The 23,102-nt window shown below is 61.4% G+C and carries 29 protein-coding genes; 3 read left to right on the forward strand and 26 right to left on the reverse strand.

What is annotated here, in order from left to right; genetic code table 11:
- Positions 1-214: 214 nt before the first annotated feature.
- Complete coding sequence (gene eccD, locus HMPREF2690_RS09155; protein WP_070820719.1) at positions 215-1,534, forward strand: type VII secretion integral membrane protein EccD; 1,320 nt, start codon at positions 215-217, stop codon at positions 1,532-1,534.
- Between the two features lie 2 nt (positions 1,535-1,536).
- Positions 1,537-2,733 (forward strand): S8 family serine peptidase, encoded by a 1,197-nt coding sequence (locus HMPREF2690_RS09160; protein WP_141761233.1) that lies wholly within the window; start codon positions 1,537-1,539, stop codon positions 2,731-2,733.
- On the opposite strand, the gene eccB is transcribed toward HMPREF2690_RS09160, so the two are convergent.
- The 20 genes from eccB to HMPREF2690_RS09260 form a co-directional block, all read right to left on the reverse strand.
- On the reverse strand, positions 2,672-3,976 hold the full coding sequence (eccB, locus tag HMPREF2690_RS09165) for a type VII secretion protein EccB (RefSeq protein WP_070820720.1): 1,305 nt from the start codon (positions 3,974-3,976) through the stop codon (positions 2,672-2,674). The two genes, HMPREF2690_RS09160 and eccB, sit on opposite strands and share 62 nt — an antisense overlap.
- A 59-nt stretch (positions 3,977-4,035) precedes the next feature.
- Positions 4,036-6,141, reverse strand: coding sequence for a DUF6541 family protein (locus tag HMPREF2690_RS09170; RefSeq protein WP_070820721.1), 2,106 nt, complete (start codon positions 6,139-6,141; stop codon positions 4,036-4,038).
- A 33-nt stretch (positions 6,142-6,174) separates the two neighbouring features.
- Positions 6,175-7,005, reverse strand: a complete 831-nt coding sequence (gene truA, locus HMPREF2690_RS09175) for a tRNA pseudouridine(38-40) synthase TruA (RefSeq protein WP_070820722.1) — start codon at positions 7,003-7,005, stop codon at positions 6,175-6,177.
- A gap of 79 nt (positions 7,006-7,084) precedes the next feature.
- On the reverse strand, positions 7,085-7,579 hold the full coding sequence (rplQ, locus tag HMPREF2690_RS09180) for a 50S ribosomal protein L17 (RefSeq protein WP_070422747.1): 495 nt from the start codon (positions 7,577-7,579) through the stop codon (positions 7,085-7,087).
- Between the two features lie 46 nt (positions 7,580-7,625).
- Complete coding sequence (locus tag HMPREF2690_RS09185) at positions 7,626-8,639, reverse strand: DNA-directed RNA polymerase subunit alpha (protein ID WP_070422746.1); 1,014 nt, start codon at positions 8,637-8,639, stop codon at positions 7,626-7,628.
- A 102-nt stretch (positions 8,640-8,741) separates the two neighbouring features.
- On the reverse strand, positions 8,742-9,347 hold the full coding sequence (gene rpsD / locus HMPREF2690_RS09190; RefSeq protein WP_070422745.1) for a 30S ribosomal protein S4: 606 nt from the start codon (positions 9,345-9,347) through the stop codon (positions 8,742-8,744).
- Positions 9,348-9,374: 27 nt separating this feature from the next.
- A complete protein-coding gene (gene rpsK / locus HMPREF2690_RS09195; RefSeq protein WP_070422744.1) occupies positions 9,375-9,776 on the reverse strand; it encodes a 30S ribosomal protein S11 in 402 nt (133 codons plus the stop codon).
- A gap of 3 nt (positions 9,777-9,779) precedes the next feature.
- Positions 9,780-10,148: a 30S ribosomal protein S13 gene (gene rpsM / locus HMPREF2690_RS09200; protein WP_070422743.1), complete on the reverse strand. Its 369-nt coding sequence runs from the start codon at positions 10,146-10,148 to the stop codon at positions 9,780-9,782.
- 173 nt (positions 10,149-10,321) lie between these two features.
- Positions 10,322-10,540, reverse strand: coding sequence for a translation initiation factor IF-1 (gene infA, locus HMPREF2690_RS09205; protein ID WP_070422742.1), 219 nt, complete (start codon positions 10,538-10,540; stop codon positions 10,322-10,324).
- A 172-nt stretch (positions 10,541-10,712) separates the two neighbouring features.
- A complete protein-coding gene (locus tag HMPREF2690_RS09210) occupies positions 10,713-11,510 on the reverse strand; it encodes a L,D-transpeptidase (protein WP_070482496.1) in 798 nt (265 codons plus the stop codon).
- A gap of 51 nt (positions 11,511-11,561) precedes the next feature.
- Positions 11,562-12,353, reverse strand: coding sequence for a type I methionyl aminopeptidase (map, locus tag HMPREF2690_RS09215; RefSeq protein ID WP_070820723.1), 792 nt, complete (start codon positions 12,351-12,353; stop codon positions 11,562-11,564).
- Between the two features lie 80 nt (positions 12,354-12,433).
- A complete protein-coding gene (locus HMPREF2690_RS09220) occupies positions 12,434-12,979 on the reverse strand; it encodes an adenylate kinase (RefSeq protein WP_070422739.1) in 546 nt (181 codons plus the stop codon).
- Positions 12,979-14,307 carry a preprotein translocase subunit SecY gene (gene secY, locus HMPREF2690_RS09225; protein WP_070422738.1) on the reverse strand — a complete coding sequence of 443 codons (1,329 nt, stop codon included), beginning with the start codon at positions 14,305-14,307 and terminating at the stop codon, positions 12,979-12,981. Before secY ends, HMPREF2690_RS09220 begins: the two co-directional genes overlap by 1 nt.
- Before the next feature lie 246 nt (positions 14,308-14,553).
- Positions 14,554-15,030 carry a 50S ribosomal protein L15 gene (gene rplO / locus HMPREF2690_RS09230; RefSeq protein WP_070422737.1) on the reverse strand — a complete coding sequence of 159 codons (477 nt, stop codon included), beginning with the start codon at positions 15,028-15,030 and terminating at the stop codon, positions 14,554-14,556.
- A gap of 7 nt (positions 15,031-15,037) precedes the next feature.
- Entirely contained in the window at positions 15,038-15,223 is a 186-nt protein-coding gene (rpmD, locus tag HMPREF2690_RS09235) for a 50S ribosomal protein L30 (RefSeq protein WP_034997282.1), read from the reverse strand.
- A 5-nt stretch (positions 15,224-15,228) separates the two neighbouring features.
- Positions 15,229-15,861, reverse strand: coding sequence for a 30S ribosomal protein S5 (gene rpsE, locus HMPREF2690_RS09240; protein ID WP_070422736.1), 633 nt, complete (start codon positions 15,859-15,861; stop codon positions 15,229-15,231).
- Between the two features lie 40 nt (positions 15,862-15,901).
- On the reverse strand, positions 15,902-16,306 hold the full coding sequence (gene rplR, locus HMPREF2690_RS09245) for a 50S ribosomal protein L18 (RefSeq protein WP_070422735.1): 405 nt from the start codon (positions 16,304-16,306) through the stop codon (positions 15,902-15,904).
- Positions 16,307-16,308: 2 nt separating this feature from the next.
- On the reverse strand, positions 16,309-16,845 hold the full coding sequence (rplF, locus tag HMPREF2690_RS09250) for a 50S ribosomal protein L6 (RefSeq protein ID WP_070422734.1): 537 nt from the start codon (positions 16,843-16,845) through the stop codon (positions 16,309-16,311).
- A gap of 18 nt (positions 16,846-16,863) precedes the next feature.
- Positions 16,864-17,262, reverse strand: coding sequence for a 30S ribosomal protein S8 (rpsH, locus tag HMPREF2690_RS09255; protein WP_070422733.1), 399 nt, complete (start codon positions 17,260-17,262; stop codon positions 16,864-16,866).
- A 324-nt stretch (positions 17,263-17,586) separates the two neighbouring features.
- The gene (locus HMPREF2690_RS09260; protein WP_141740849.1) at positions 17,587-18,303 is read right to left on the reverse strand and encodes a DUF2786 domain-containing protein; all 717 of its coding nucleotides are present in this window, start codon (positions 18,301-18,303) and stop codon (positions 17,587-17,589) included.
- A 192-nt stretch (positions 18,304-18,495) separates the two neighbouring features.
- Between HMPREF2690_RS09260 and HMPREF2690_RS09265 the strand changes: the two genes are divergently transcribed.
- Positions 18,496-19,254: a formate dehydrogenase accessory sulfurtransferase FdhD gene (locus tag HMPREF2690_RS09265; RefSeq protein WP_070820724.1), complete on the forward strand. Its 759-nt coding sequence runs from the start codon at positions 18,496-18,498 to the stop codon at positions 19,252-19,254.
- Here the strand turns inward: HMPREF2690_RS09265 and HMPREF2690_RS09270 are convergent.
- The 6 genes from HMPREF2690_RS09270 to HMPREF2690_RS09295 form a co-directional block, all read right to left on the reverse strand.
- Positions 19,251-20,774, reverse strand: a complete 1,524-nt coding sequence (locus tag HMPREF2690_RS09270; protein ID WP_070482511.1) for an L-lactate MFS transporter — start codon at positions 20,772-20,774, stop codon at positions 19,251-19,253. The two genes, HMPREF2690_RS09265 and HMPREF2690_RS09270, sit on opposite strands and share 4 nt — an antisense overlap.
- A gap of 168 nt (positions 20,775-20,942) precedes the next feature.
- Complete coding sequence (gene rplE, locus HMPREF2690_RS09275) at positions 20,943-21,530, reverse strand: 50S ribosomal protein L5 (RefSeq protein ID WP_070422729.1); 588 nt, start codon at positions 21,528-21,530, stop codon at positions 20,943-20,945.
- Positions 21,530-21,844 carry a 50S ribosomal protein L24 gene (gene rplX / locus HMPREF2690_RS09280; RefSeq protein WP_070422728.1) on the reverse strand — a complete coding sequence of 105 codons (315 nt, stop codon included), beginning with the start codon at positions 21,842-21,844 and terminating at the stop codon, positions 21,530-21,532. Before rplX ends, rplE begins: the two co-directional genes overlap by 1 nt.
- Before the next feature lie 2 nt (positions 21,845-21,846).
- A complete protein-coding gene (gene rplN / locus HMPREF2690_RS09285) occupies positions 21,847-22,215 on the reverse strand; it encodes a 50S ribosomal protein L14 (protein WP_070422727.1) in 369 nt (122 codons plus the stop codon).
- A 326-nt stretch (positions 22,216-22,541) separates the two neighbouring features.
- The gene (locus tag HMPREF2690_RS09290) at positions 22,542-22,796 is read right to left on the reverse strand and encodes a hypothetical protein (RefSeq protein WP_070820725.1); all 255 of its coding nucleotides are present in this window, start codon (positions 22,794-22,796) and stop codon (positions 22,542-22,544) included.
- Between the two features lie 39 nt (positions 22,797-22,835).
- Positions 22,836-23,063 carry a hypothetical protein gene (locus HMPREF2690_RS09295; RefSeq protein WP_070482515.1) on the reverse strand — a complete coding sequence of 76 codons (228 nt, stop codon included), beginning with the start codon at positions 23,061-23,063 and terminating at the stop codon, positions 22,836-22,838.
- Between the last annotated feature and the right edge of the window lie 39 nt (positions 23,064-23,102).

A 23,102-nucleotide genomic window follows, 5' to 3' on the forward strand; every position in this document is an offset into this window, starting at 1 on the left:
TCGTAGTCTAACCCGAGCATTCGTGGATCCCCCCTTTTCACCCCATGTGGCCACAGTTCCCCCGAACTGTGTTGGGCATAGTGTTGAGCGCAGTGTAGACCATTTGCCCGCCAAAGGGGTACGAAAAGCTGGACTGCAGCGTAACGGTGCGCCATACTGGCCCAAGTTGCGTGGCAAATGGGGGCCACGCGTTGAGACTTCCGGGGGAAGAGTTTTGGTTGCTACTTCGGCGCACCACATTGTGCGCGTAACCGTACGTGTTTCTGTTGCGGCGTTTCACCGCGATATCGATGTCACACTGCCGACATCCTCAACGTTTGCAGAGGTGCTGCCCGAATTGGCGCGTCTTGTGGAACTGCCGCAGATCCACCGCCCGTGGGAAATCTCCACGGCAGGCGGGCGCCCACTCGATATGCATACGCCGTTGTACGCGCTCAAGCTTCACGACGGCGCCGTGATCGCCCTGCGCCCCAAAGAACCCATCGCACCTCCCGTGGTACGCGACGCCGCCGACGCCCTCGCGCACGCAGGCCGCAATGCCCGCAGCGTGCGCGGCCTCGACACCGCCGCAACCCTCGTAGGGTTAGCGTGCATTGCGTTGCTGCTCAGCATGTTTGCCCCATCTCCCGCGACCTTCGCCGTCACCGGGTTATGCGCGCTCACCCTCGCTGCTGTTGCGAAATCGCCCGCCGTGTTTGCTGCAGCGCCGTTGTGCCTCGGCTGGGCCGCCGCCACATGGGTCATCGGTGGCACAGAACCGAACCTACACAGCACAGACGTTGCTCTTGGCGCCCTCGCAGGCGTCGTCACAGCCTTCATCACCGTCGGCATTGGAGTGGCTCTGCGCCTTGCGGGCCCTGCATTGGTGGCGTTTGCTGTCACGGTTGGGGTGCTCAGCGGCATTGGCACGTTAGGCACCTGGCTGCCCGCCGCAAACTCGCCTGCTGCGTTATCCGTCCTCACCGGCCTGTTTACGGTTGCCGCCACACCCGGCATCGCCACCCGTGCTGCAGGCCTTGCCGTGGCGCACGTGCCCACCGCCGGCGAAGAATTCGATCGCGCCGACGAATACCAACCAGACGTCGACGCACGCAGCCGAGTCGCCACCACCATCGCCAGCGCAGTCACCGCCGGAATTGCCACAGTGAGCATCCCTGCGCTCCTCCAGATCGGCAGCAGCGGCGGTGCATGGAACTTCGTGTTCTGCACCTGCATCGCCGGCGCACTCGTCGTCTACGCATCGCGCCACCACTGGGCTGCAACCCGCCTTGCGCTGATGGCGATAGCACTCGCGGCAGTCATTGCTTCCGCCATCAGCGTTGTGCGTATCGACGACCCGCATCCCGCCCTCATCACCATCGCCGTCCTCACCGCACTGGCAGCTACAACCACCGTGCTGTGGGCCCGGCGCGTACCCGACCTAGAACCGACAACCGTTGTCTGGTTCGAACGTGCCGAAATCGCCGCCCTCATCGCCGTCATCCCACTCGCGGTACACCTCACCGGGGTCTTCGACCTGATTCGAGGGCTGTAACAATGCGCACACGTTCCCTGCCCGCTTCCGCACTGTTGCCACTGATGCTCGCCATGCCTGTACTCTGCGCACCTGCAGCACTCGCGCCGGGCTCGCTTACCTACGCCTCCGCCCAAGACATCGCCTGCGCCGTGCCTTCGGCAGCACAACCACCAGGTGAGACACCTGCGGAGCTCCACGAGCTCCGTCGCTTCGCCACCGGAGCCGGCGTGCGCGTCGCCGTCATCGACACTGGCGTCGCTCCACACCCGGAACTTAATCACCTGCGCCCCGGAGCCGACTTTGTCGGCGACAACGCGCTTGCGGACTGCGACAGCCACGGCACCGTCGTCGCCGGCGTCATCGCTGGGCGCACGCTCGGCATCGCACCAGATGCGGAGATCCTCGCGGTGCGCCAAACGTCAGCCCATTACCGCGGTGGCCGCGGCCAATCTGTCGCGGGGGACCTTGAGACGCTCGCCTCTGCAATCAACAACGCGCTCGACGAGGGGGCGCGCGTGCTCAACGTCTCTGTCGTGTCCTGTGTGGACCCGGGGCTTGCCTCGCGCATCGACCTCAATGGGCTGCGCGGCGCGTTGCACCGTGCCGAGGCCGACGGCGCAGTCGTCGTCGCCGCATCCGGCAACACCAGCGCCGATTGTGAACCAGGCTTTAGCGTGATCCCAGCTCTGTTTCCCACGGTACTTGCTGTGGGGGCTCGCGAGGACACCCACACGCTCGCGTCATACTCCATGCCAGCGGAAATCTCCGCAGCCGGTCTTGTCCCACACGCGCTCGCATCCAGCGGCAACGGCTGGGCCGACGGCACGCTCACCCGCGACGGGTCACGCCCCTACGTTGGAACCAGCTTCGCCGCACCGGTAGTCAGTGGTGCGGCCGCGTTACTCATGCAGCGCTACCCCGGCATCACGCCGGACCACGTGCGCACGCTCATCACCGCCGCAGCACAACACGGCGGCGGCGCAATCACCCCGCACAACGTGATCAGCCAACTCACGCCGGACGACATCGCGCCCCGAGACACCGTCACCGTGGCCCCAACAGAGCGCACCGCCTCCTTGGCCGCGAAACGGTTCAGCAGTGTCGGCCTCGGCGCAGTTGTGTTCGCTCTGCTGGGTGTCCTTGTACTGTGTGCTGTTAGTACGTGGCGGTCAAAGCCGCAGCCCGGGTCAGCTCCTCACCCTCCGGCAAGAGGCTGACAATCTCCCAAGGCACGCGCTCGACATGCACCGCACCCACCGTGGCAAGTGTTTCCGCATCGGGTGCACGGTGGCGCAACCCGTTGCTCGCCACGACGTGGAAGCCATGTCCGGAATCCACACCGATCGAGCCATCCGCAAGCCCCACAAAGTGTGTCGCCACCGACGTCCCAGACAACGCAATCGCCGAAGTATCACCGGATCGCACTGCACCGTACCGTGCTGCACCAGCGTGTTCTGTACCGTCGTGTTTTGTACCGTCGTGTTCTGTACCGGACTGCACCGCGCCACCACGGTCCTGGTCCACGCATACCGTCTGCTGCACCGGGTCAACCCACTGCGGGCGACGCTCTGGAATCGTCAGCCCTAAGTCCCCGTCCTGATACGTGGCTAACTGTTCGCGGCCGATGCTGCGTTGCTTCGCGCCAGCATCCAACAGCACTGCCTGCTGCACCTCACTGAGCGGCTCGATTCTCCCGTTGAACAGCGCCCACGCACCGCTCTCAGCGACCAATACTTCTGGCAGCCGGTCGGGCGCAGGTACTGATACCGGTGGCAATTCCTTCAGCGCCGTCATCACCTGCAACGGTGGCTCCCACATCGGAGTGGTGTGCCCGACCCCCAACGCACGGCGCACGATACGCCCCTGCGGGGACGCCGCATCAGGCAGCAACTGTCTGCCCTCACCAGTCACCAACCATTGGCGGGTGCCGTCGGTGGCCAGCACGGTATCGTCGCCAAGCAAAGGCTCCGGACGCTGCCCCGCAACCACCGTCACACGGCCCGGCACCGCACACACCGACCATGCAGCATCAACCGCACCCTCCGGCGCAAACATCGCCGGCGCAGCCACAATACCCACCTGAACGCCACGTGGCATCGCCGCCAAATGCTCATCACCCACCCGCGACGGATCAGCCGCCGCACCAGCAATCAAGCGTGCAGAAGAAAGATTGGTCACCGGATGAACAGTGTCATCAACACGCACATACAGCGTGCCGTCCGACGCCCGCAGAATCGGGGCATCCCCCGGATCTGCATTCGGACGCATCCACGCAAACAACCCCATCACCCCGGCGATCATCACCACCGCAGCAACACCAAACACCGTGGCGCGATGGCGCGCCGACAACGGGTCATGAATCATCCGGATATCCCCGAACAACAACCCATGCTCCATACGACGGCGCATGAACTGGTGGCCCGAAACCTGGGCACGTGTAGTAGGCAAAAGTTTCGCCATAATTCCCCCTCCCCCGAGTAAGTACTCAACAGGCTACAGCCTTAGCACCCCGCGCGCATCTACCAGGCGGCTACACCGGCATCTTCAAGCTCGAATAGCTCATCCGAGCCGTGGTCCTGTCCGTCTTTGCGCATCGCCCGCAACTGGGCGGTGGAGAACTCGCTGTTGACCGCAAACACCGACGTCGTGCCCTTGCGATACACCGGCGTCACCCCGTTTGACGCCCAGAACGCCCGCAGCATCGGATACTGCGGTTTCTGGTCCGCCCAAAACGACCCCGGGCTGAGCACAAAGAACCGTACGTTCAAGTCCTTCAGCGCCTGCTCCACCACTTCGCCGTTGTCTTCTCCGATGAAGTCCGCGTGCTGGAAAATTGTGTCGTGCGCTGAGCCAATCCCGCCGGTCGGCCATAGGTAGTGCCGGGAAACCGACGGCAACCCGTTGTAGGCATACATCCACGAATATCCATCCGCAGGATCACCCATGATCGTGCCTTCCCACGCTGCGTCCTGGGTCGCCAACCAGTCAAACACCTGGAGGTCATCCGCGCTTACCATCCGTCCGCTTTGGCGCGGGGTAGCAAACGCGTCCTGTGCACCAGCCTCAGTGTGGTTGCGTACCTGTGGCACCGCCGCCGACCCGGCGATCACCGCCACCGCGATCGACGCCAGCACCGTGGCTCGCTGCCCCGTACCGGTTCGTGCTGCGAGTGGAGCGAAGGTGACAAGGCGGATAATCACAGCAATGCCGATGGCGGCCGCTGCCCACACGCACATCACCACCGGCATGATCAGCCGGTGCCCCGTGCTGTAGTGCAGGTTGCCCACCATGGCCAGTACATCGCCCCACGCGTTATCGAATGGTGTGAGCGCATTTGCGGTCACCGCAAGCGAAACCACATACAACAGCACAGGCCACACCTGGCCGCGCCACAGCACCAACGCCAGCGCGCCTGCACCGGCGAGCCACAGCATCACCGTCGGGTCGAAGTCCGGGAAAAACTGAGAGACGTGCCGGGTGTCCATCCGAAACGCACTCCCCCACGCGCCGCCGCGGCCTAGTTTCTCCTGCGGCGCCCACGAGGCAACCTCACTCGCCTGGTCCGACCCCGCCAGCACTTGGGGCAAAAACACGAGCGTTGCCGCGGCTGCCGGGAGTGCCATCCACACCGTATCGCTGCGACGCGAGCGCACCGGGCGAACCAGCAGCGACGTCGCCCACGCAAAGATGACGCCGAGTACCACCACGGTCACCGCAGCCGGGTGTGTGCACAACACGCCAAGGAACCCGATCGCAGCAGGCAGCGCACCCGCATGCCGTGCCGGAACTTCAAGGAACTGCCAAACCACGATGCCGGTCAGGGTCATCGCAAACAGGTACGGCCACATCCCCACGTAGTCGGGCACCCACAGCAGCTGCGGGGCCGCGTACGCCATGATCGCGGCAAACGCGGCGGCAATCTGCGCGGTGAGCCCAGTCGAGCGCATAAACGCGAACACCAGACTCACCATGGTCAGCGGCAGTGCCACCGCTGGCAGCACCGTCGACGCGATGTTGACCGCCCGAATCGGCTCAAGTCCAGCAGCCTCCGCAAAGAGAGCAACACCCGCGTGGAATCCCGATGGGTAGAACAGCCGCGCGTGCGTTTCGAAGTTCTGCAGCTCGCCCATGCGTGTCGACGACGCCACGCCCGTCTCCATCACAAACCGCACCGCATTCGCATGCCACTGCGAATCCCACCCCTGGACGATGTTGTCCGCACCGTTGGGCATCTGAGCCAACCACGACAGCCGGTCCGTAACTGCCATCCACGCCGCGACCGCTACCCCGACAAACGGAATGCCCCAGTGCGTCCACTCCACCTTGCCGGGAAAAAGCGCACGGTGCCACGGCACATCACCACCGCGGCGGGCCTTGCGTGCAAACGCATAGCGCCACCCGCCAGCCACCGCGAGGGCAAGCACCATGCTCACCCCGAACGTCCACAGGTTAAACGGCGCACTAGTCACGCCCCACATCCACGACGACACTCCGATAACACCGAAGGTCACCGGCAGCGCCGTGGTCACCGCTGCAGGAACTCGGAGGCCTGCAACCCACGCCACCAGGAATCCGGGAAGCAGGAAAAACACAACTGCAAACCATGCTGCGGCTGCTGTGGTCATCGCACCTCCCAGATTGTCAGTAACCCAAGCATGCTACATCTCGCGACGCGCGCGGGTAGCTTCGGCGCGGGCAGCTAACTCAGAATCAGCGGGATACTCGACGCCGACCAACGTCAGGCCACGAGCGGGAGCGAGTGGGACTTCGGGCGCGCGTTCGTCGCGAAGCAAGAGCTCCTTTGGCCAGTCACTCCCCCGGCGGCCCTCCCCGACGGTTAAACACGTCGCGGTCAGCGCGCGAACCATATTCCAGCAAAACGCATCCGCAACAATGCGCGCTTCGTACACGGTGTCCTCGACCTGCGACCACTCGAAAGAATGCACGTCGCGGATCGTGGTGGCATGCTCCTTCGGGCGGCAAAACGCCGCGAAGTTGTTCAAGCCCACAAGCGCATCGGCACACGCCTGTGTCGTCTCAAGGTCGATAGGTTTTGGCCACACCGCCGTATCGCGCGCCCGTGTTGGCAACGCACCTGCCGGATGCGTAGTCACCCGATATACGTAGGTGCGGGCCAACGCCGAGAAACGCGCGTCAAACCCCTCTGGCGCTTCCTCGACATTAAATACGCGGACGTCTTCCGGGAGCAGTTTTGCTAATCGACGAACCAACCGTCCCGGGTCCCCCTCAATCGAACGCTGATCAAGGCTGCTGCGAGGAATATCCACATGGGCGGTCTGTCCCGAGGCATGGACTCCTGCGTCGGTGCGTCCAGCGACGGTAAGGGAGACGCTACTACGCAGCACGAGGCTCAACGCCTCTTCGATGGTCTGTTGGACTGTGCGGATGCCGCTTTTCTGGCGCGCCCAACCGTGAAAATCGGTGCCATCGTAGGCGATATCCAAACGCAGCCGCATCGTCTCATCCATGGCGATCAATCTTATCTGGGCAATACAAAACGCCCAGCTACACGGGGTAGCTGGGCGTTACGCGAGGAAGGAAGTGAGTTTACTTCTCTTCCTCAGCAGCGGTCTCCTCTGCCGGAGCCTCGGTGGTCTCCTCTGCCGGAGCCTCCTCAGCCTTGGCCTCCTCAGCCTGGCGGGATGCAGCTGCGCGTGCAGCGCGGGTTGCCTCGGTGGTAACGGTCTCCTCGAGCACCAGGGAAATCTGGGTCATCGGAGCGTTGTCACCGGAGCGGTTCGGGAGCTTGATGGAGCGGGTGTAGCCGCCCTCACGGTTCTCGAACTTCGGCGCGAGCTCGTTGAACAGGTAGTTAACAACCTGCTTGTTCGGCAGCTCAGCGAGGACTGCGCGGCGGTCAGCCACAGTGCCCTTCTTCGCCTTGGTGATCAGCTTCTCAGCGTACGGACGCACGGCGCGTGCCTTAGCGTCCGTCGTCTTGATAGCGCCGTTCTCGAAGAGGGACTGCGCCAGGTTGGCCAGAATGTGCTTCTGGTGCGAGGCGGACCCTCCGAGGCGGGCACCCTTCTTGGGGGTAGGCATATTCGAACTCCTCGTATGCGGTTAGTTGAGCGCGTGCTCTGTTGTGTTACTCGGTCTCGTCCGCGCCGTCGTCCACGAAATCGCCAGTTTCGGCGTCGTAGCCTTCGAGCTGGGTCGGGTCGAAATCTTCCGGAGCGTCCTTCAAGGTCAGGCCCAGGTTAGCGAGCTTGATCTTGACCTCGTTGATCGACTTCTGGCCGAAGTTGCGGATGTCCAGCAGGTCGGTCTCGCTGTACTCAGCAAGCTCGCCCACGGTGTGGATCTCCTGACGCTTCAGGCAGTTGTAGGAACGAACAGAGAAGTTCAGGTCCTCGATCGGCGTGGAGTACGCAGCGATGTACTCGGACTCCTGAGCCGACGGGCCGATCTCGATACCCTCTGCAGCGGTGTTGAGCTCACGAGCCAGGCCGAAGAGCTCCACCAGGGTGGAACCAGCCGACGCGAGCGCGTCACGTGCGGTCATCGAGTTCTTCGTCTCAACGTCGATGATGAGCTTGTCAAAGTCGGTGCGCTGCTCAACACGAGTTGCCTCAACCTTGTAAGCAACACGGGTCACCGGCGAGTAAATCTGGTCGACCGGGATACGGCCGGCCTCTCCACCGGAGTTCGGCATAGCCGGGACGTAGCCACGGCCGCGCTCGACAACAAGCTCCATCTCCAGGCGTGCCTGCTCGTTAAGGGAGGCGATGTGCAGATCCGGGTTGTGAATCTCCACGCCTGCCGGTGGCTCGATGTCACCTGCGGTGACGTCGCCCGGCCCCTCGACTGCAAGCTGCATGACTACCGGCTCGTCAAAGTCGGAAGACAGCACGAGGTCTTTGATGTTGAGGATGATCTCGGAGACATTCTCCTTGACACCGTTGATCGTGGTGAACTCGTGGAGCACACCGTCGATCTTGATGGACGTCACGGCTGCGCCCGGGATGGACGACAGCAGCGTGCGACGCAGGGAGTTGCCCAGGGTGTAACCGAAACCAGGCTCGAGCGGCTCGATGACGAACTTCGAGCGGTTGGTATCGATGTACTCCTCGGTCAATTCAGGACGCTGAGAGATGAGCATGAACTTCTCCTTTGGCTCCCGCTATATGAAGCCGGTAGGGACTGATATGGAAGATTCCGTGCACCGTGGACGGCGCGCGGGGTGAAGCAAACGTGTGAAAGTTTACTTCGAGTAAAGCTCGACGATGAGCTGCTCCTGCAGCGGCACCTCGATCTGAGCGCGCTCGGGCAACTGGTGCACGAGGATGCGCAGGGTGTCCGGAACGACCTGCAGCCAAGCCGGAACGACAGCGTCCAGGAGGTTGTCCTGAGCCTCTTCGAACCACAGCATGTTGCGGGACTTCTCACGGACGTCGATGATGTCGTACTGCGTTACCGCGAACGACGGAACGTCGATGCTCTTGCCGTTGACCGTGAAGTGGCCGTGGGACACGAGCTGACGTGCCTGACGGCGGGTCTTAGCCAGACCAGCACGGTAGACAACGTTGTCCAGACGGGACTCCAGCAGGATGAGCAGGTTGTCGCCGGTCTTGCCCGGACGACGGTTCGCTTCTTCGTAGTAGCGACGGAACTGCTTCTCCATCACGCCGTAGGTGAAGCGAGCCTTCTGCTTCTCCTGCAGCTGGAGCAGGTACTCGGATTCCTTGATGCGAGCGCGACCAGCCTGCCCCGGAGGGTACGGGCGACGCTCGAAGGACATGTCGCCGCCGACGAGGTCGACGCGGAGGCGACGGGACTTACGGGTAGCAGGGCCGGTGTAACGAGCCATGTCTCTTTACCTCTTTTCCTTTCAGCCTTAAACGCGACGACGCTTCGGCGGACGGCAGCCGTTGAACGGCTGAGGCGTCACGTCGGAGATCGAAGACACCTCCAGGCCGGCAGCCTGGAGCGAACGGATAGCGGTCTCGCGGCCGGAGCCCGGACCCTTGACGAAAACGTCGACCTTCTTCATGCCATGGTCCATTGCCTTGCGGGCAGCGTTCTCTGCAGCCATCTGCGCAGCGAACGGCGTGGACTTACGGGAACCCTTGAAGCCAACGTGGCCGGAGGACGCCCAGGAGATGACGTTGCCCTGCGGGTCCGTGATGGACACGATGGTGTTGTTGAAGGTGGACTTGATGTATGCGTGGCCTGCGGCCACGTTCTTCTTGACGATGCGACGTCCGCGACGTGCACCGGAACGAGTCTGAGTAGCCATAGGTTACTTCTTCTTTCCTGCGATGGTCTTCTTCGGGCCCTTGCGGGTACGCGCATTGGTCTTGGTGCGCTGGCCGCGGACAGGCAGGCCACGACGGTGGCGCATGCCCTGGTAGGAGCCGATTTCGATCTTGCGGCGGATGTCTGCCTGAACCTCGCGGCGCAGGTCGCCCTCGACGGTGTAGGAGGACTCAATCGCGTCACGCAGAGCGGAGAGCTGGTCATCGCTCAGATCGTCCGTGCGCAGGTCCGGAGAAATGCCCGTCTTCTCGAGCAGTTCCTTGGATCGGGTTGCACCGATGCCATAGATGTAGGTGAGAGCGATCTCCATGCGCTTATTGCGCGGGAGATCAACACCAGCTAGACGTGCCATGAGGTACGTACCTTTCGGGTTGTTACGGTGGTTTTCTCCCCACCCGTCCACGTCAACCAACGCTTTATCCGGACCGTGCCGGAGGATGGGTTGGGATTACACGCGGCTCCAGCCACCGTGGCCGGAGGTAAACGACCCACTATGAGCAGGTCTGGGTGAGGAGGCTGAAATGCTTACTTGTAGCGGTAAGTGATACGCCCGCGTTCCAGGTCGTAGGGAGAGAGCTCCACCACGACACGGTCCTCAGGGAGGATGCGGATGTAGTGCTGGCGCATCTTGCCACTGATGTGGGCGAGAACCTCGTGCCCATTGTCGAGTTCGACACGGAACATGGCGTTCTTCAGGGGCTCGACGATGCGGCCCTCAACCTCGATTGCGCCTTCTTTTGCCATACACTCCACTTCCTACACTGCCCGCAAATGTGCAGGCAGAAACGTTTTCTTACCGTGACAGTCGGTACCTGCCAACACTTCGTGGCAGCACCGTTGGACTACTTTATCCGCTCACCTGCGAAAACGCAAAAGGCCCCAGCATTTCGCCGGGGCCAATATGCAACAAAGATGCCTAGTAGACGTAGACCTTGTCACCGATCTGCAGATCACTGAAGTAGCGCTGTGCATCACCGCGGTACATGCGGATGCAGCCGTGAGACAGAATGCTCGGGTCCCCCTCATGGAACGCAATACCGTTGTAGGTGAAGTACGTGGCGTACGGCATCGGTGCGTTGCCGAACTCCCAGGAGATCTCGTCCTTGACCTTACGGTTGACGTAGAAGGTGCCGCGCGGCGTCTCGTAGCCCGGTCGGCCCGGACCAATCAGGCCCGACTGGTAGTACATGACACCGTTGTTCTGCAGCCAGGAACGGCGACCATCAATGTCAATGCAGGCCTTGGCATCGGCCGGGCACGGACCGTAGTCAAAGCCAGCACGCGGGTTCGGAGCCGGCGCCGGAGCAGGAGCTGGTGCCGGAGCGGGAGCCGGCTTCGGTGCAGGCTTCGGCTTCGGAGTCTTCTCGGCGATGAGTCCGGGGAAGAAAACCTCCACGATCTCGTCGATACGCTGCTTCGCCTTCGCCGGCAGATCCGGACTGATATTCGCCAACCCATCTGCCTGCAAGCGCAGGTTGTTGCGAAGATCCCAAGCTGCATCCCGTGCAGACTTATCCAGGTTTGCAAACGCGGTGTTTGCCGACGAGGACAGCGCATCAAGGCTGGAGGTTGCAACCGGATTCGGGGCCGGAGCAGGCGCTGCCTGCGCAGTCACAGGTGCAGCAAGCGTAGCGACGACACCGAGACCGGCAGCGAACGTAATTGCGCGTCGCTTCAACGGCGACTGCTTTGCATGGCGAGGACGGTAAGACATGCCGGAAGTATAACCGTATAGCTATGAATCACGCATCGACGCGCCAGCCGTTTATACGCGCGGAGTAAGAATTCGTGGTCCCTGAGCGGTCGCTGCCACGGTGTGTTCCCAGTGTGCTGCCGGTGAACCATCGAGGGTGGTAACCGTCCATTCGTCGTCAAGTACGCGTGTGTCGTAGCCACCACCCAGGATCAACATCGGCTCGATCGCCAACACCGAACCTTCCTGAATCACAGGACCCCGATTCGGCTTGCCCTCATTAGCCAGGTACGGGTCTTCGTGCATCGTGCGGCCAATGCCGTGCCCGCCGTAGCCATCCACAATGCCGAGCTCAACGCCGAAACGCTCCTCGGCGGCGTAGGTTGCCAACTCCAACGCGTGAGACACGTCAGTGAGCTTGTTGCCCGGAACCATGGCTTTCAGACCTTCTGCGAGCACCCACTCGGTTGCGCGGTTGAGCGCGTCCACATCCGGCGCAAGTTCACCGATACCGAACGACCAGGCACTGTCCCCTACCCAACCGTTGAACGTCGCGCCGCAGTCGATGGAAACCAGGTCCCCTTCATTGAGCACCACGTCAGCGGATGGAATGCCATGGACCACCACATCGTTGACCGACGCACAAATCGAGCCAGTAAAACCGTGGTATCCGAGGAAGGTCGGCACAGCGCCATGGTCGCGAATGACGGTTTCCGCCACCGTATCCAGGTCAAGCGTGCTCACACCCGGCTTTGCCGCAGCACGGACCTCCTGCAGCGCGACACCGACAATGCGGCCGGCTGCCTCCATCGCGTCGAGTTCGTCGGGGGTTTTGGCGGCAATCTTGCGTTTGCGGAATGCCATAGCGGGGTGCTCCTTTGTGGTGGTCGTCGATAAGCAAAAGCGAAAGGCCGGTGCGAACACCGGCCTTGAGCGTATTCGGGCTACTTGCCCAGCTGCGCCATGGCGCGCTGGTTGATCTCGTCGACGTCGCCCACAGCGTCGATAGAAATGATCTCCTCACCGTAGTGGTCGATCAGCGGTGCGGTCTCATCGCGGTACACGGCGAGACGGGTGCGGATGGTCTCCTCGTTGTCGTCTGCACGACCACGGGCGAGCATGCGCTCCACGACAACGTCCTCATCAACAACGAAGTTGAGCACGCCGTCGAGCTTCTCGCCCTTCTTCGCCAGTAGGTCGGTCAGGATCTCAGCCTGCTCCACCGTGCGCGGGAAGCCGTCCAGCAGGAAGCCGTCCTTCGCGTCGTCCTGGTTCAGGCGATCCTCAACCATGCGTGCGGTGACATCGGTCGGCACAAGCTTGCCGGCGTCGATGTAGCTCTTTGCCTCAACACCGAGCGGGGTGCCCTCGCCAATGTTGGCGCGGAACAGATCACCGGTGGAGATGTGCGGAACACCGAGCTTTTCGGAAAGGATAGCGGCTTGGGTGCCCTTGCCGGCACCGGGAGGGCCAAGGAGAACGAGACGCATTATCGCAGAAGTCCTTCGTAGTTGGATTGCAGAAGCTGGGATTCAATTTGCTTAACCGTGGTCAGGGCCACGGAAACCATAATCAGGATGGCCGTACCGCCAAACGCGCTCATACCCATCCGGCCGGAGCCGGTGATACCGGCGTCCATTGCCAGGTTCGGCAGCACTGCGATCAGCGCGAGGTAAATCGCGCCGACGAACAGCAGGCGGTTCATGACGAACGCGAGGTATTCAGCAGTCGGACGGCCCGGACGGATACCCGGGATAAAGCCACCGTACTTCTTCATGTTCTCTGCCTGATCGACCGGGTCATACTGGATCGACACATAGAAGTAGGAGAAGAAGATGATCATCACGACGTAGGTGAGGATGTACTGCCACGAACCCGGGTTCTGCAGCCATGCCATCACGTGGTTCATCCACCAGTTGTCCGGCGGAGTCGGGTTATTCATGGTCACGATCTGTGTGATCAGAACCGGCACGTACATCAGCGACGAGGCGAAGATGACCGGGATAACGCCAGCCTGGTTGACCTTCAGCGGCAAGTAGGTGGAAGAGCCACCGTACTGGCGACGACCCACCATGCGCTTGGCGTACTGCACCGGGATGCGACGCTGGCCCTGCTCAATGAAGACAATGCCGACGACCAGCGCAACAAGCGCGAGGATGACGAGGATCAGCGTCAAGGCACCGGAGTTCTGGAGGATGAACGCACCCTCGGACGGGATCTGGGTTGCGATACCCGCAAAGATGAGCAGGGACATACCGTTGCCCACGCCCTTTTCAGTGATGATCTCGCCGAGCCACATGATGAGCACCGCACCGGAGGTCATCACAAGGATCATCATGATCAAGGTCCAGACATTGCGGTCTTCCACCAGCACCGGCATTCCCTGGCCGAGCAGCTGCTCGCGGTCTGCCAGCGCGACGATACCTGCGGACTGCAGCAACGCCAGCGCGACCGTGAGGTAGCGCGTGTACTGCGTCATCTTCGCCTGGCCGGACTGGCCTTCCTTCTTCAGCTCCTCGAACTTCGGGATCACGACAGTGAGCAGCTGCACGATAATCGACGCCGTAATGTACGGCATGATGCCGATCGCGAAGATCGACAACTGCAGCAGTGCACCACCGGAGAACAGGCCAATGATGGAGAACATCGTGGCACGGTCACCCTGGGCAACCTCTTCGAGTCGCTGGTTGATCAACGCGTAATCAACGCCCGGGGACGGGATCTGGGCACCTACGCGGTACAGAATCATCAGCGCAAGGGTGATCAAGATCTTCTTGCGAAGGTCAGGATCCTTAAACGCCTGAGCAATTGCGGACACATAGCCTCCTGGCTTCCACCTGAACCGCGGCGGAAGGTAGTGGATAGTGCAGCGCCGACTCGTGCATGAAGGCACACAAAACGGGCCGTCGCCGTGTTTGACCCCACTACCCTAGCAGCTGTGCTTAAAAAGTTGATACTCACGGTCGACTTTACCGCTACAGCACAGCGAAAACCCCCACACCGGACAGTGATTGTCCAGTATGGGGGTTATCTCAAGCGCGGAAAGCGTTACGCTTTCGGCTCTTTACGCGTCCTTCGGAGCGCGCTTGGAGAACTCGACGACGGTGGCGGAGCCGCCAGCAGCCTTGAGCTTCTCCTCAGCGGACTTGGAGAACTTGTTTGCGGTGACGTTGAGTGCGACGTTGATGTCGCCCTCTGCCAGCACCTTCACCGGCTGCTTCGGGCGAACGAGGCCCTTAGCGACGATGTCGGCAACTGCAATGTCGCCACCCTGCGGGAATGCTTCCGCGAGATCCGCGACGTTGACCACCTGGTACTCGACGCGGTTCGGGTTCTTGAAGCCCTTGAGCTTCGGCAGACGCATGTGCAGCGGCATCTGGCCACCCTCGAAAGCAGCGGAAACCTGCTTACGAGCCTTGGTGCCCTTGGTACCGCGGCCAGCGGTCTTGCCCTTGGAGGCCTCACCGCGACCAACGCGGGTCTTGGCCTTGTTTGCGCCCTCTGCCGGGCGCAGATCATGGAGCTTGATGATGTCAGCCATGTTTTATCTACTCCCCTGCAACTTCTTCGACGGTGACGAGGTGACGCACCTTGAGGATCTGGCCGCGGGTAGCAGCGTTGTCCTTCTTCACCACGGACTGACCGATCTTGCGCAGACCGAGAGCCTCGAGGTTCTTGCGGGTCACCGGCTTCTCACCGATCTTGCCGTGGTGCAACGTAATCTTCAGTGCCATTGTTCTTAGGCCTCCTGTCCTGCGCGAGCGCGCAGCATACGTGCCGGGGCAACGTCCTCGACAGCCTTACCGCGCTTCGCTGCGACCTCTTCCGGACGCACGAGCTGCTTCAGGCCGGCAACGGTGGCCTGAACCACGTTGAGGGCGTTGTCGGAACCGAGGGACTTAGCCAGGATGTCCTGGACACCAGCGGCCTCGAGCACCGGACGGACTGCGCCACCGGCGATCACACCGGTACCCGGAGCAGCCGGGCGGAGCATGACGATACCGGCGGCTTCTTCAGCCTGAACCGGGTGAGGAATGGTGCCACCGATCATCGGGACGCGGAAGAAGTTCTTGCGAGCCTCTTCTGCACCCTTCTGAATTGCGGCGGGAACTTCCTTCGCCTTGCCGTAGCCAACGCCGACCATGCCTTCACCGTCGCCGACGACGACGAGAGCGGTGAAGGACATGTTGCGGCCACCCTTAACGGTCTTGGCAACACGGTTGATGGTGATGACGCGCTCGATGTACTTATCGCGCTCGTCGTTCTGGTTGCGACGGTCGTCGCGACGGCCACGGCCGCCGCGGTTACCGCGGTCGTTGTTGTTCTGGTTGTCGGCGGAGCGCCCGCCGTCACGCCGTTCACGTTCGGCCATTACGCGATCCTTCCGTTGATGGTGATGTTTGCCGTGATCATTAGAACTTCAGACCACCTTCACGAGCAGCTTCAGCCAGGGCCGCAACGCGGCCGTGGTACTTGTAGCCACCACGGTCGAAGACGATCTGCTCGATGCCTGCTGCCTTGGCACGCTCAGCGACGAGCTGGCCAACCTTTGCGGCCTTCTCCTTCTTGTCGCCCTCCAGGTTGCGCACGTCTGCCTCGATGGACGACGCAGAAACCAGGGTGTGGCCTGCGAGGTCGTCGATGACCTGGACGTGGATGTGGCGAGACGAGCGGTGCACAACGAGACGCGGGGTCTCCGGGGTGCCACGCAGGGTCTTGCGGATGCGGTAGTGGCGACGTGCGCGGGCCTCGCGGCGGCGGGACGAGATGTCCTTGCCCACCGGGGTGCGCTTGGTGTTCTCTGCAGTATTGCTCATGATTACTTACCCGTCTTTCCGACCTTGCGGCGGACCTGCTCGCCGGCGTAGCGGATGCCCTTACCCTTGTACGGGTCATCCTTACGCAGACGGCGGATGTTTGCCGCAATCTGGCCAACCTGCTGCTTGTCAGTGCCTTCGATGGCGAACTTGGTGTTGCCATCGACGGAGAACGTGACGCCTTCCGGCGCCTCAATCAGGATCGGGTGCGAGTAGCCGAGGGAGAACTCAAGGTCCTTGCCCTTCTGCTGCACGCGGTAACCGACGCCGAAGATCTCCATGTTGATCTTGTAGCCCTCAGTCACGCCGATGATCAGGTTGTTGATCAGCGAGCGGGTCAGGCCGTGCAGCGAACGGCTGTCACGGTGATCGTCCGGACGGGACACCACGACTTCGTTGTCTTCGACGGAAGCGGTGATCGGCTCCGGCATCTCGAGGTCCATGGTGGCCTTCGGGCCCTTGACCTCAACACGCTGGCCGTCGATCTTCACCTCGACGTTGTTCGGGATTGCGATGGGTGCATTACCTACACGCGACATAGTCTTTTCAACCTCCCCTTACCAGACGTAAGCGAGGACTTCCCCGCCTACACCCTTCTCTTGAGCCTGGCGGTCGGTCAGCAGGCCGTGGGACGTGGAGATGATTGCCACGCCCAGGCCACCGAGCACCTGAGGCAGGTCGTTGGACTTGGCGTACACGCGCAGGCCCGGCTTGGACACGCGGCGCAGACCAGCGATGGAAGCCTCGCGGGTCGGGCCGTACTTGAGGTTGAGCGTCAGCGATTTGCCAACCTTCTCGTCCTCAACTTTGTAATCTTCGATGTAGCCTTCCTGCTTCAAGATCTCAGCAATAGCTGCCTTGAGCTTGGAGGACGGCATAGACACGGTGTCGTGCTGCGCAGTTGTTGCGTTGCGCACGCGCGACAGCATGTCCGCAATCGGATCTGTCATGGTCATTGTGGTGACCGTTTCCTTTCTCGTTGCGGTTCCCTAAACCCACCTGACCCTTTTCAAGGTCGCGTTTTCCGCATGGTCTATCGGGGGCTACTCAACGCTGCCCACACTCAGTAGCGTGGGCCGCTCGCCGCCTCCCTTGCACGCGGTCCGCATCTTGGCGAGGGGCCTGCAACAAAGTTGGATGTTCAAATGTTTCTCTCGGCTTGGCACGCCGAAATCTCGGCGCACAAGTCCGATCGACCAAGTTACCTACTTGTTCGCTCAGAACCAAATTGCTTAACGACGACACCTTGCCCCCGTCAGCATCTCCCGACACCGAATGCATCAGAACGGCAGCGCCGCCCTGGACTTCACCCGTGTTTGGCCGAGGTCTGAATTCTCTCCCGCGGCGTGTCCGCTGAGGTACGCACCTGGGTCGAACGAGCGGTTGGTTTGGTGCGCGGAGAGCACAAAGCCCTGCTCTTCGGCGAATTTGGAGCGGGCTTGCTCGGCCTTTGCGGCGTCGTCGACAAGCACAAGCGCATATTCGCTATCTCCCTTTGCTGCGCCCTCTTCTGCTTTCATCAGACGTTTGCCGATGCTTGTCGCGAACCCTTGCATAAACGACCGACGCATCACCACGACCGATTCCCCGAAGTTGGTGGCGCGGATCTTTTGTGATTCTGCAAGCATCACCGGCAACAACAGCGCGTAGAGCATGTCCACCCGGTCGAGGTGTCGCTGAAGGCCAAAAATGTCTGCGTCCTTGACGCGCGTGGAGTTATACACCCGCTGCGTAAAGCCCGTGCAGTGCAACGACCTCGCGATGGAGTGCAGCAGCGTTGCCTGCATATCGGTGTAGGCGCCGCGGAACGTGTAGGCGCGGTGGCCTACGTTGTCGCCAGCATCGGGACTTGCAAGATCGCGCTCGTCGTAGCCGTACTGTGCCATCAGCTCGAATGCTCGGGCATAGAACGCGTCACCCTCCGGTGTCCCTTCCCTGTCGTTGGCTTGATTGAGTAGTTTTTGTACTCGTTGTTTGATCTTTTCCTCGGTACGCATCTGACGCACCCACCCCTTCCCCATTGCTGTTTGGATGTGTGCCTGTAGTTATAACGAACTCGCACGACATGTCCGTTTCAGCTTGTGGAATTTGCAATTTCCGCCCTGTGGATAACTTCTCTTTGCGCAGGTTGTAGCGCTGCGACGACACCCCTCCGTCCCGCTTGCACCCTAAGCGCTAGCATCGTTGCAATGAGCAGGACCAAGCGCAGTTTCGCCGTCACAAAGATTTCCGCTAGCGGCACCCGCGACACGCGCGCGGGCCAAGTGGAAGTGGAAGAACCACTCGAGGTGCGCGCCGGTGGCCGAGAGGTCGCTCAGTTGTTTCGCACCCCGGGCCACGACATCGAACTCGCCCACGGTGTGCTCCTGACGCAGGGCCTCATTACCACCCCTAAAGACGTCATTACCGCCCGCTACTGCGAAGGTGCCATCGGCGGCGAAAACACCTACAACCTGCTCGATATCGAGCTTTCCTACCCTGCTGCACCGCAGTTCATCGACCCAATCCCATCCCAGTCCTGTGGTATTTCCGCCGAGCAGCGCGTACGGGAGTTGGCGGTCCGCCTGAACGTGCGCAGCGAGTTCGCCCCTATTGATCAGGATGCGATCTTCGCCTTGCCAGAACGTCTCAACCAGGCGCGTCGTCGCGACCTACCCACCGCGCTCGCTGGCGAGACCGCGCGTCAAGATATCGACGCCGTCAACGCGGTACAGAAGATCGCTGGGCGTTTGCTTCTCGACGACACCCTGCCCGCCCACAACCTCACCCTCGCAGTGGATACGCGCGTGACGTTTGAAATGATGCGTGCTGCAGCAGCGGCCGGCTTCAGCATTGTCGCCACCACACGCGACGTCACGTCGATGGCGGTGGAATTGGCCCGCGAAACAAATACAGCGCTCGTCGCCGCAATTACCGACGAGCGCTTCAGCGTGTACTCGGGCGCTTAGCCAATGAACATGCCAGCAGCCTTCGCGGCAGTGGCCCACAGACCGTAGATAAGCAGTCCAGCGATGATTGCCGCCAGAATGATCGCGACAATCTTGTGGGCCTGGCCCGCGGAAGCCCCACGCGCCTGACCGGCACCAGCACCTTCAAGCGCGGAGGCGCGATCTGCCTCGATCTTCGCCTGAACGGTGTCTTGGTCTTCGAACCACTTCGACGCCACCGGGCGTACAAGGATGTTGGCGATCAGGCCAACAGCAAGCAGGCAGCACATGACGTACAGCGACAGGCGGTAAAGGTCCGGGCCTTCGCCGCCGTTGGCTGCCTGGCGCTCCACGACCATGTTGATGATCAGCGGGCCAGCTACACCTGCAGCCGACCATGCGGTAAGCAGACGGCCGTGAATAGCGCCGACCTGGTAAACACCGAATAGGTCGCGCAGGTAGGCCGGGATACTGGCAAAGCCACCCCCGTAGAAGGACAGCAACACCAGCGCGCAGATCACAAACAGCGCGATGTTGGCGTGGCCGAACCTGGCGAAGATGAAGTAGAAAGCCAACCCGATACCCAGGTACACCATGTAGATGTTCTTGCGGCCAATGACGTCAGAAACCGACGACCAGACGAAACGGCCAGCCATGTTCGCCAGCGACAGCAAGCCAACAAAGCCTGCGGCGGCCGCCGCAGTCAGTGCCGGGAAGTAGTCCTGAATCATCGGTGCCGCATTCTCCAGCACGCCGATACCCGCGGTGATGTTGCAGAACAGGATCACCCACAGGCACCAGAACTGCGGGGTTCGAATCGCGTTGTTGGCGCTAACATTTGCACCGACGATGGCAACCTTGGAAGGTTTGCGCCCCTGCTTCGCTTCGCCCGACGGGGTCCAATCCGGGTGCGGCATGCGGATGCAGTACGCGCCCATAGCGATGACGACGAGGTACACGACGCCAAGGGTGACAAAGGTGGGTTGGATGCCCGCGGCGCGGTTGGCGATGTCCGCACCGCCGCCGTAGAACTCCATGAGGCGGTTCGACGCCGGCGAGGCAATCAGTGCGCCGCCGCCGAAGCCCATGATCGCAAGGCCCGTAGCCAGACCGGGGCGATCCGGGAACCACTTCATCAGCGTGGACACCGGCGAGATGTATCCGATGCCCAAACCGATGCCGCCGATAAAGCCGTAGCCGAAGTACACCAGCCACAAGTTTCCGGTGGTGACACCCAGGGTGGCAACGAGGAAGCCTGTCACCCACAGCACGCCGGAAACTGCCATGGACGCGCGTGGGCCGACTCGCTCGACCCAGGAACCGAACAGCGCGGACGAGATGCCGAGCATGCCGATTGCCAACGAGAAGATCCAGCCCACAGCAACTTCGCCGACACCGAAGTGCTCCATCATTGGCTTCTTGAACACGGAGAACCCGTAGACCTGGCCGATAGAGAGGTGGATGGCGAGTGCCGCAGGGACAATTAGCCAGCGATTGAATTCCTTAGGCGCGATAATTGCGCTTCGGGAGAAGTAACTCATGGGGGTTCCCCTATTATGGATGCCAAACAATGTATTTAATACAGCGGACATCATAACCACCCATAGCCAGCTTCACGCAAGCTTTCTTTCATGCTTTTCCAATACGACAAAACCCCTGCGACCGCGGTATAAAAACCGGGTGCAGGGGTATCGTCGTCAAGTGAACGCTTATGCGCGCTTCATCTTGCCGTCCTTGTCAGCGAACGGGAAGCCGAGGTGCGTCAGCAGTGCGCGACCCTCGTCGTCGCTACCAGCGGTGGTCACGAGCGTGATGTCCATGCCGCGAACGCGATCGATCTTGTCGATGTCGATTTCGTAGAACATGGTCTGCTCGGACAGGCCGAAGGTGTAGTTACCGTTGCCGTCGAACTGCTTGTCGTTCAGGCCACGGAAGTCGCGAATACGCGGGAGAGCAACCGTCAGCATACGGTCGAGGAACTCCCACATACGGTCGCCGCGCAGGGTGACCTTTGCGCCGATCGGCATGCCCTCACGGAGCTTGAAGTTAGCGATGGACTTCTTCGCGCGACGCAGCTGCGGCTTCTGGCCGGTGATCGCGGTGAGGTCCTCGAGTGCGCCGTTGATCACCTTGGAGTCGCGGGCAGCGTCGCCCACACCCATGTTCACAACAATCTTGGTCAGGCCCGGGATCTGCATGACGTTGTCGTAGTTGAACTGCTCGTTCAGCTTGGTGCGGATCTCGTCCTGGTAGCGGGACTTCAGGCGCGGGGTGTAGTTCTGAATGTTCTCAGCCATTAGATGTCCTTCCCGTTCGACTTAGCCACGCGGACCTTCTTGCCGTTCTCGTCGAAGCGGTAGCCCACGCGGGTCGGCTTGCCGTCGGAGTCCAGGATCATCACATTGGACACGTGGATCGGAGCTTCCTGGCTGACGATGCCGCCGGACTCGGCGCCGCGCTCGTTGTAGGAGTTTGCGACGTGCTTCTTGATGCGGTTAACACCCTCGACGAGGACCTTGTCGCGCTGCGGGTACGCCTCAATGACGCGACCCTGAGCACCCTTATCCTTGCCGGCGATGACCTGCACCATATCGCCCTTCTTGATCTTCATACTTAGATCACCTCCGGTGCGAGAGACACAATCTTCATGAAGCGCTTGTCGCGGAGCTCACGAGCAACCGGGCCGAAGATGCGGGTACCGCGCGGCTCGGTGTCGTTCTTGATGACGACAGCAGCGTTCTCGTCGAACGAGATGTAGGAGCCGTCCGGACGACGGGTCTCCTTCTTCGCACGGACGATGACAGCCTTAACGACCTCGCCTTCCTTGACGTTGCCGCCCGGGGCAGCTTCCTTCACGGTGGCGACGATCGTGTCGCCGATGCCGGCGAAGCGTCGAACGGAACCGCCGAGAACGCGGATGCACAGCAGTTCGCGTGCACCCGTGTTGTCGGCGACCTTCAGACGCGATTCCTTCTGAATCACAGTTGGTCTCCTGACCTGGGTCAATGTGCGCCAGATTTCCGTCCTGAACGCACGTGGTCAATGTTCTTGCGGCCTATTGCTTATCGACGAACCTCGTGCGCTCGTCCCTCGCACACGAGGAGAGCGCAGTCTGGTCGAAGGGTCTCGGACGCTTCACTCGGAAACGCGTGTCACGCCCGACCAGCAGTAGACAACTGGAGTATTTAACCATGAGCAGCGCCGATCCCCCAAATTGCCGCTAAATCGTGTCGTCTGAAGAAACAAAAATCGCCCCACCCCGAAAGTTAGGGGTGAGACGATGAGTGTGCCGCAGCGTTAGCGCAATGTTAAGCGGCGCTGGCAGCAACAGCGCCGAGGCCGAGCACACCAGTGAGCGACAGGATGGTGATGATCCAGCCCACGGAGGACAGGGCAGCTGGAACCAGCAGCAGGTTCGGGGCCAGCGGGCCACCGAGAGCGCGCATCTCATTGATGACCTGGTTGAGCGGCTCCGGGTAGGTAGCAGCCTCAGCGACAGGAGCACCAGCACCGATTGCAACAGATGCCGCAAGAGCAACAGCGGCGAGACGACGGAACTTCATGTTCGTTTCCTTTCAGGAGAGGTGTGTACGTGTCGCGGCTTACTTAGCAGCAGTGACGATGGACTGAATGATCGAGATGACAACGTTCAGCGAAGAAAGCGCTGCCGGCAGCAGAATGATGTTCTGGGCTTCCCAGCCACCGACCTTGTAAATCTCGTACAGAACACGGTTCAGCGGTTCCGGAGCAGGCTGAGCGGTAGCAGCCGGAGCAGCAACAGCAACGGTGGTTGCAACGGCCGCCGCAGCAACAAGACGACGAAGCTTCATGTGAATCTCCAATTTTCTTAATAAACGGTAGGCATCGGC

The organism is Corynebacterium sp. HMSC034E11 (assembly GCF_001835905.1).
GTDB lineage: Bacteria > Actinomycetota > Actinomycetes > Mycobacteriales > Mycobacteriaceae > Corynebacterium > Corynebacterium coyleae.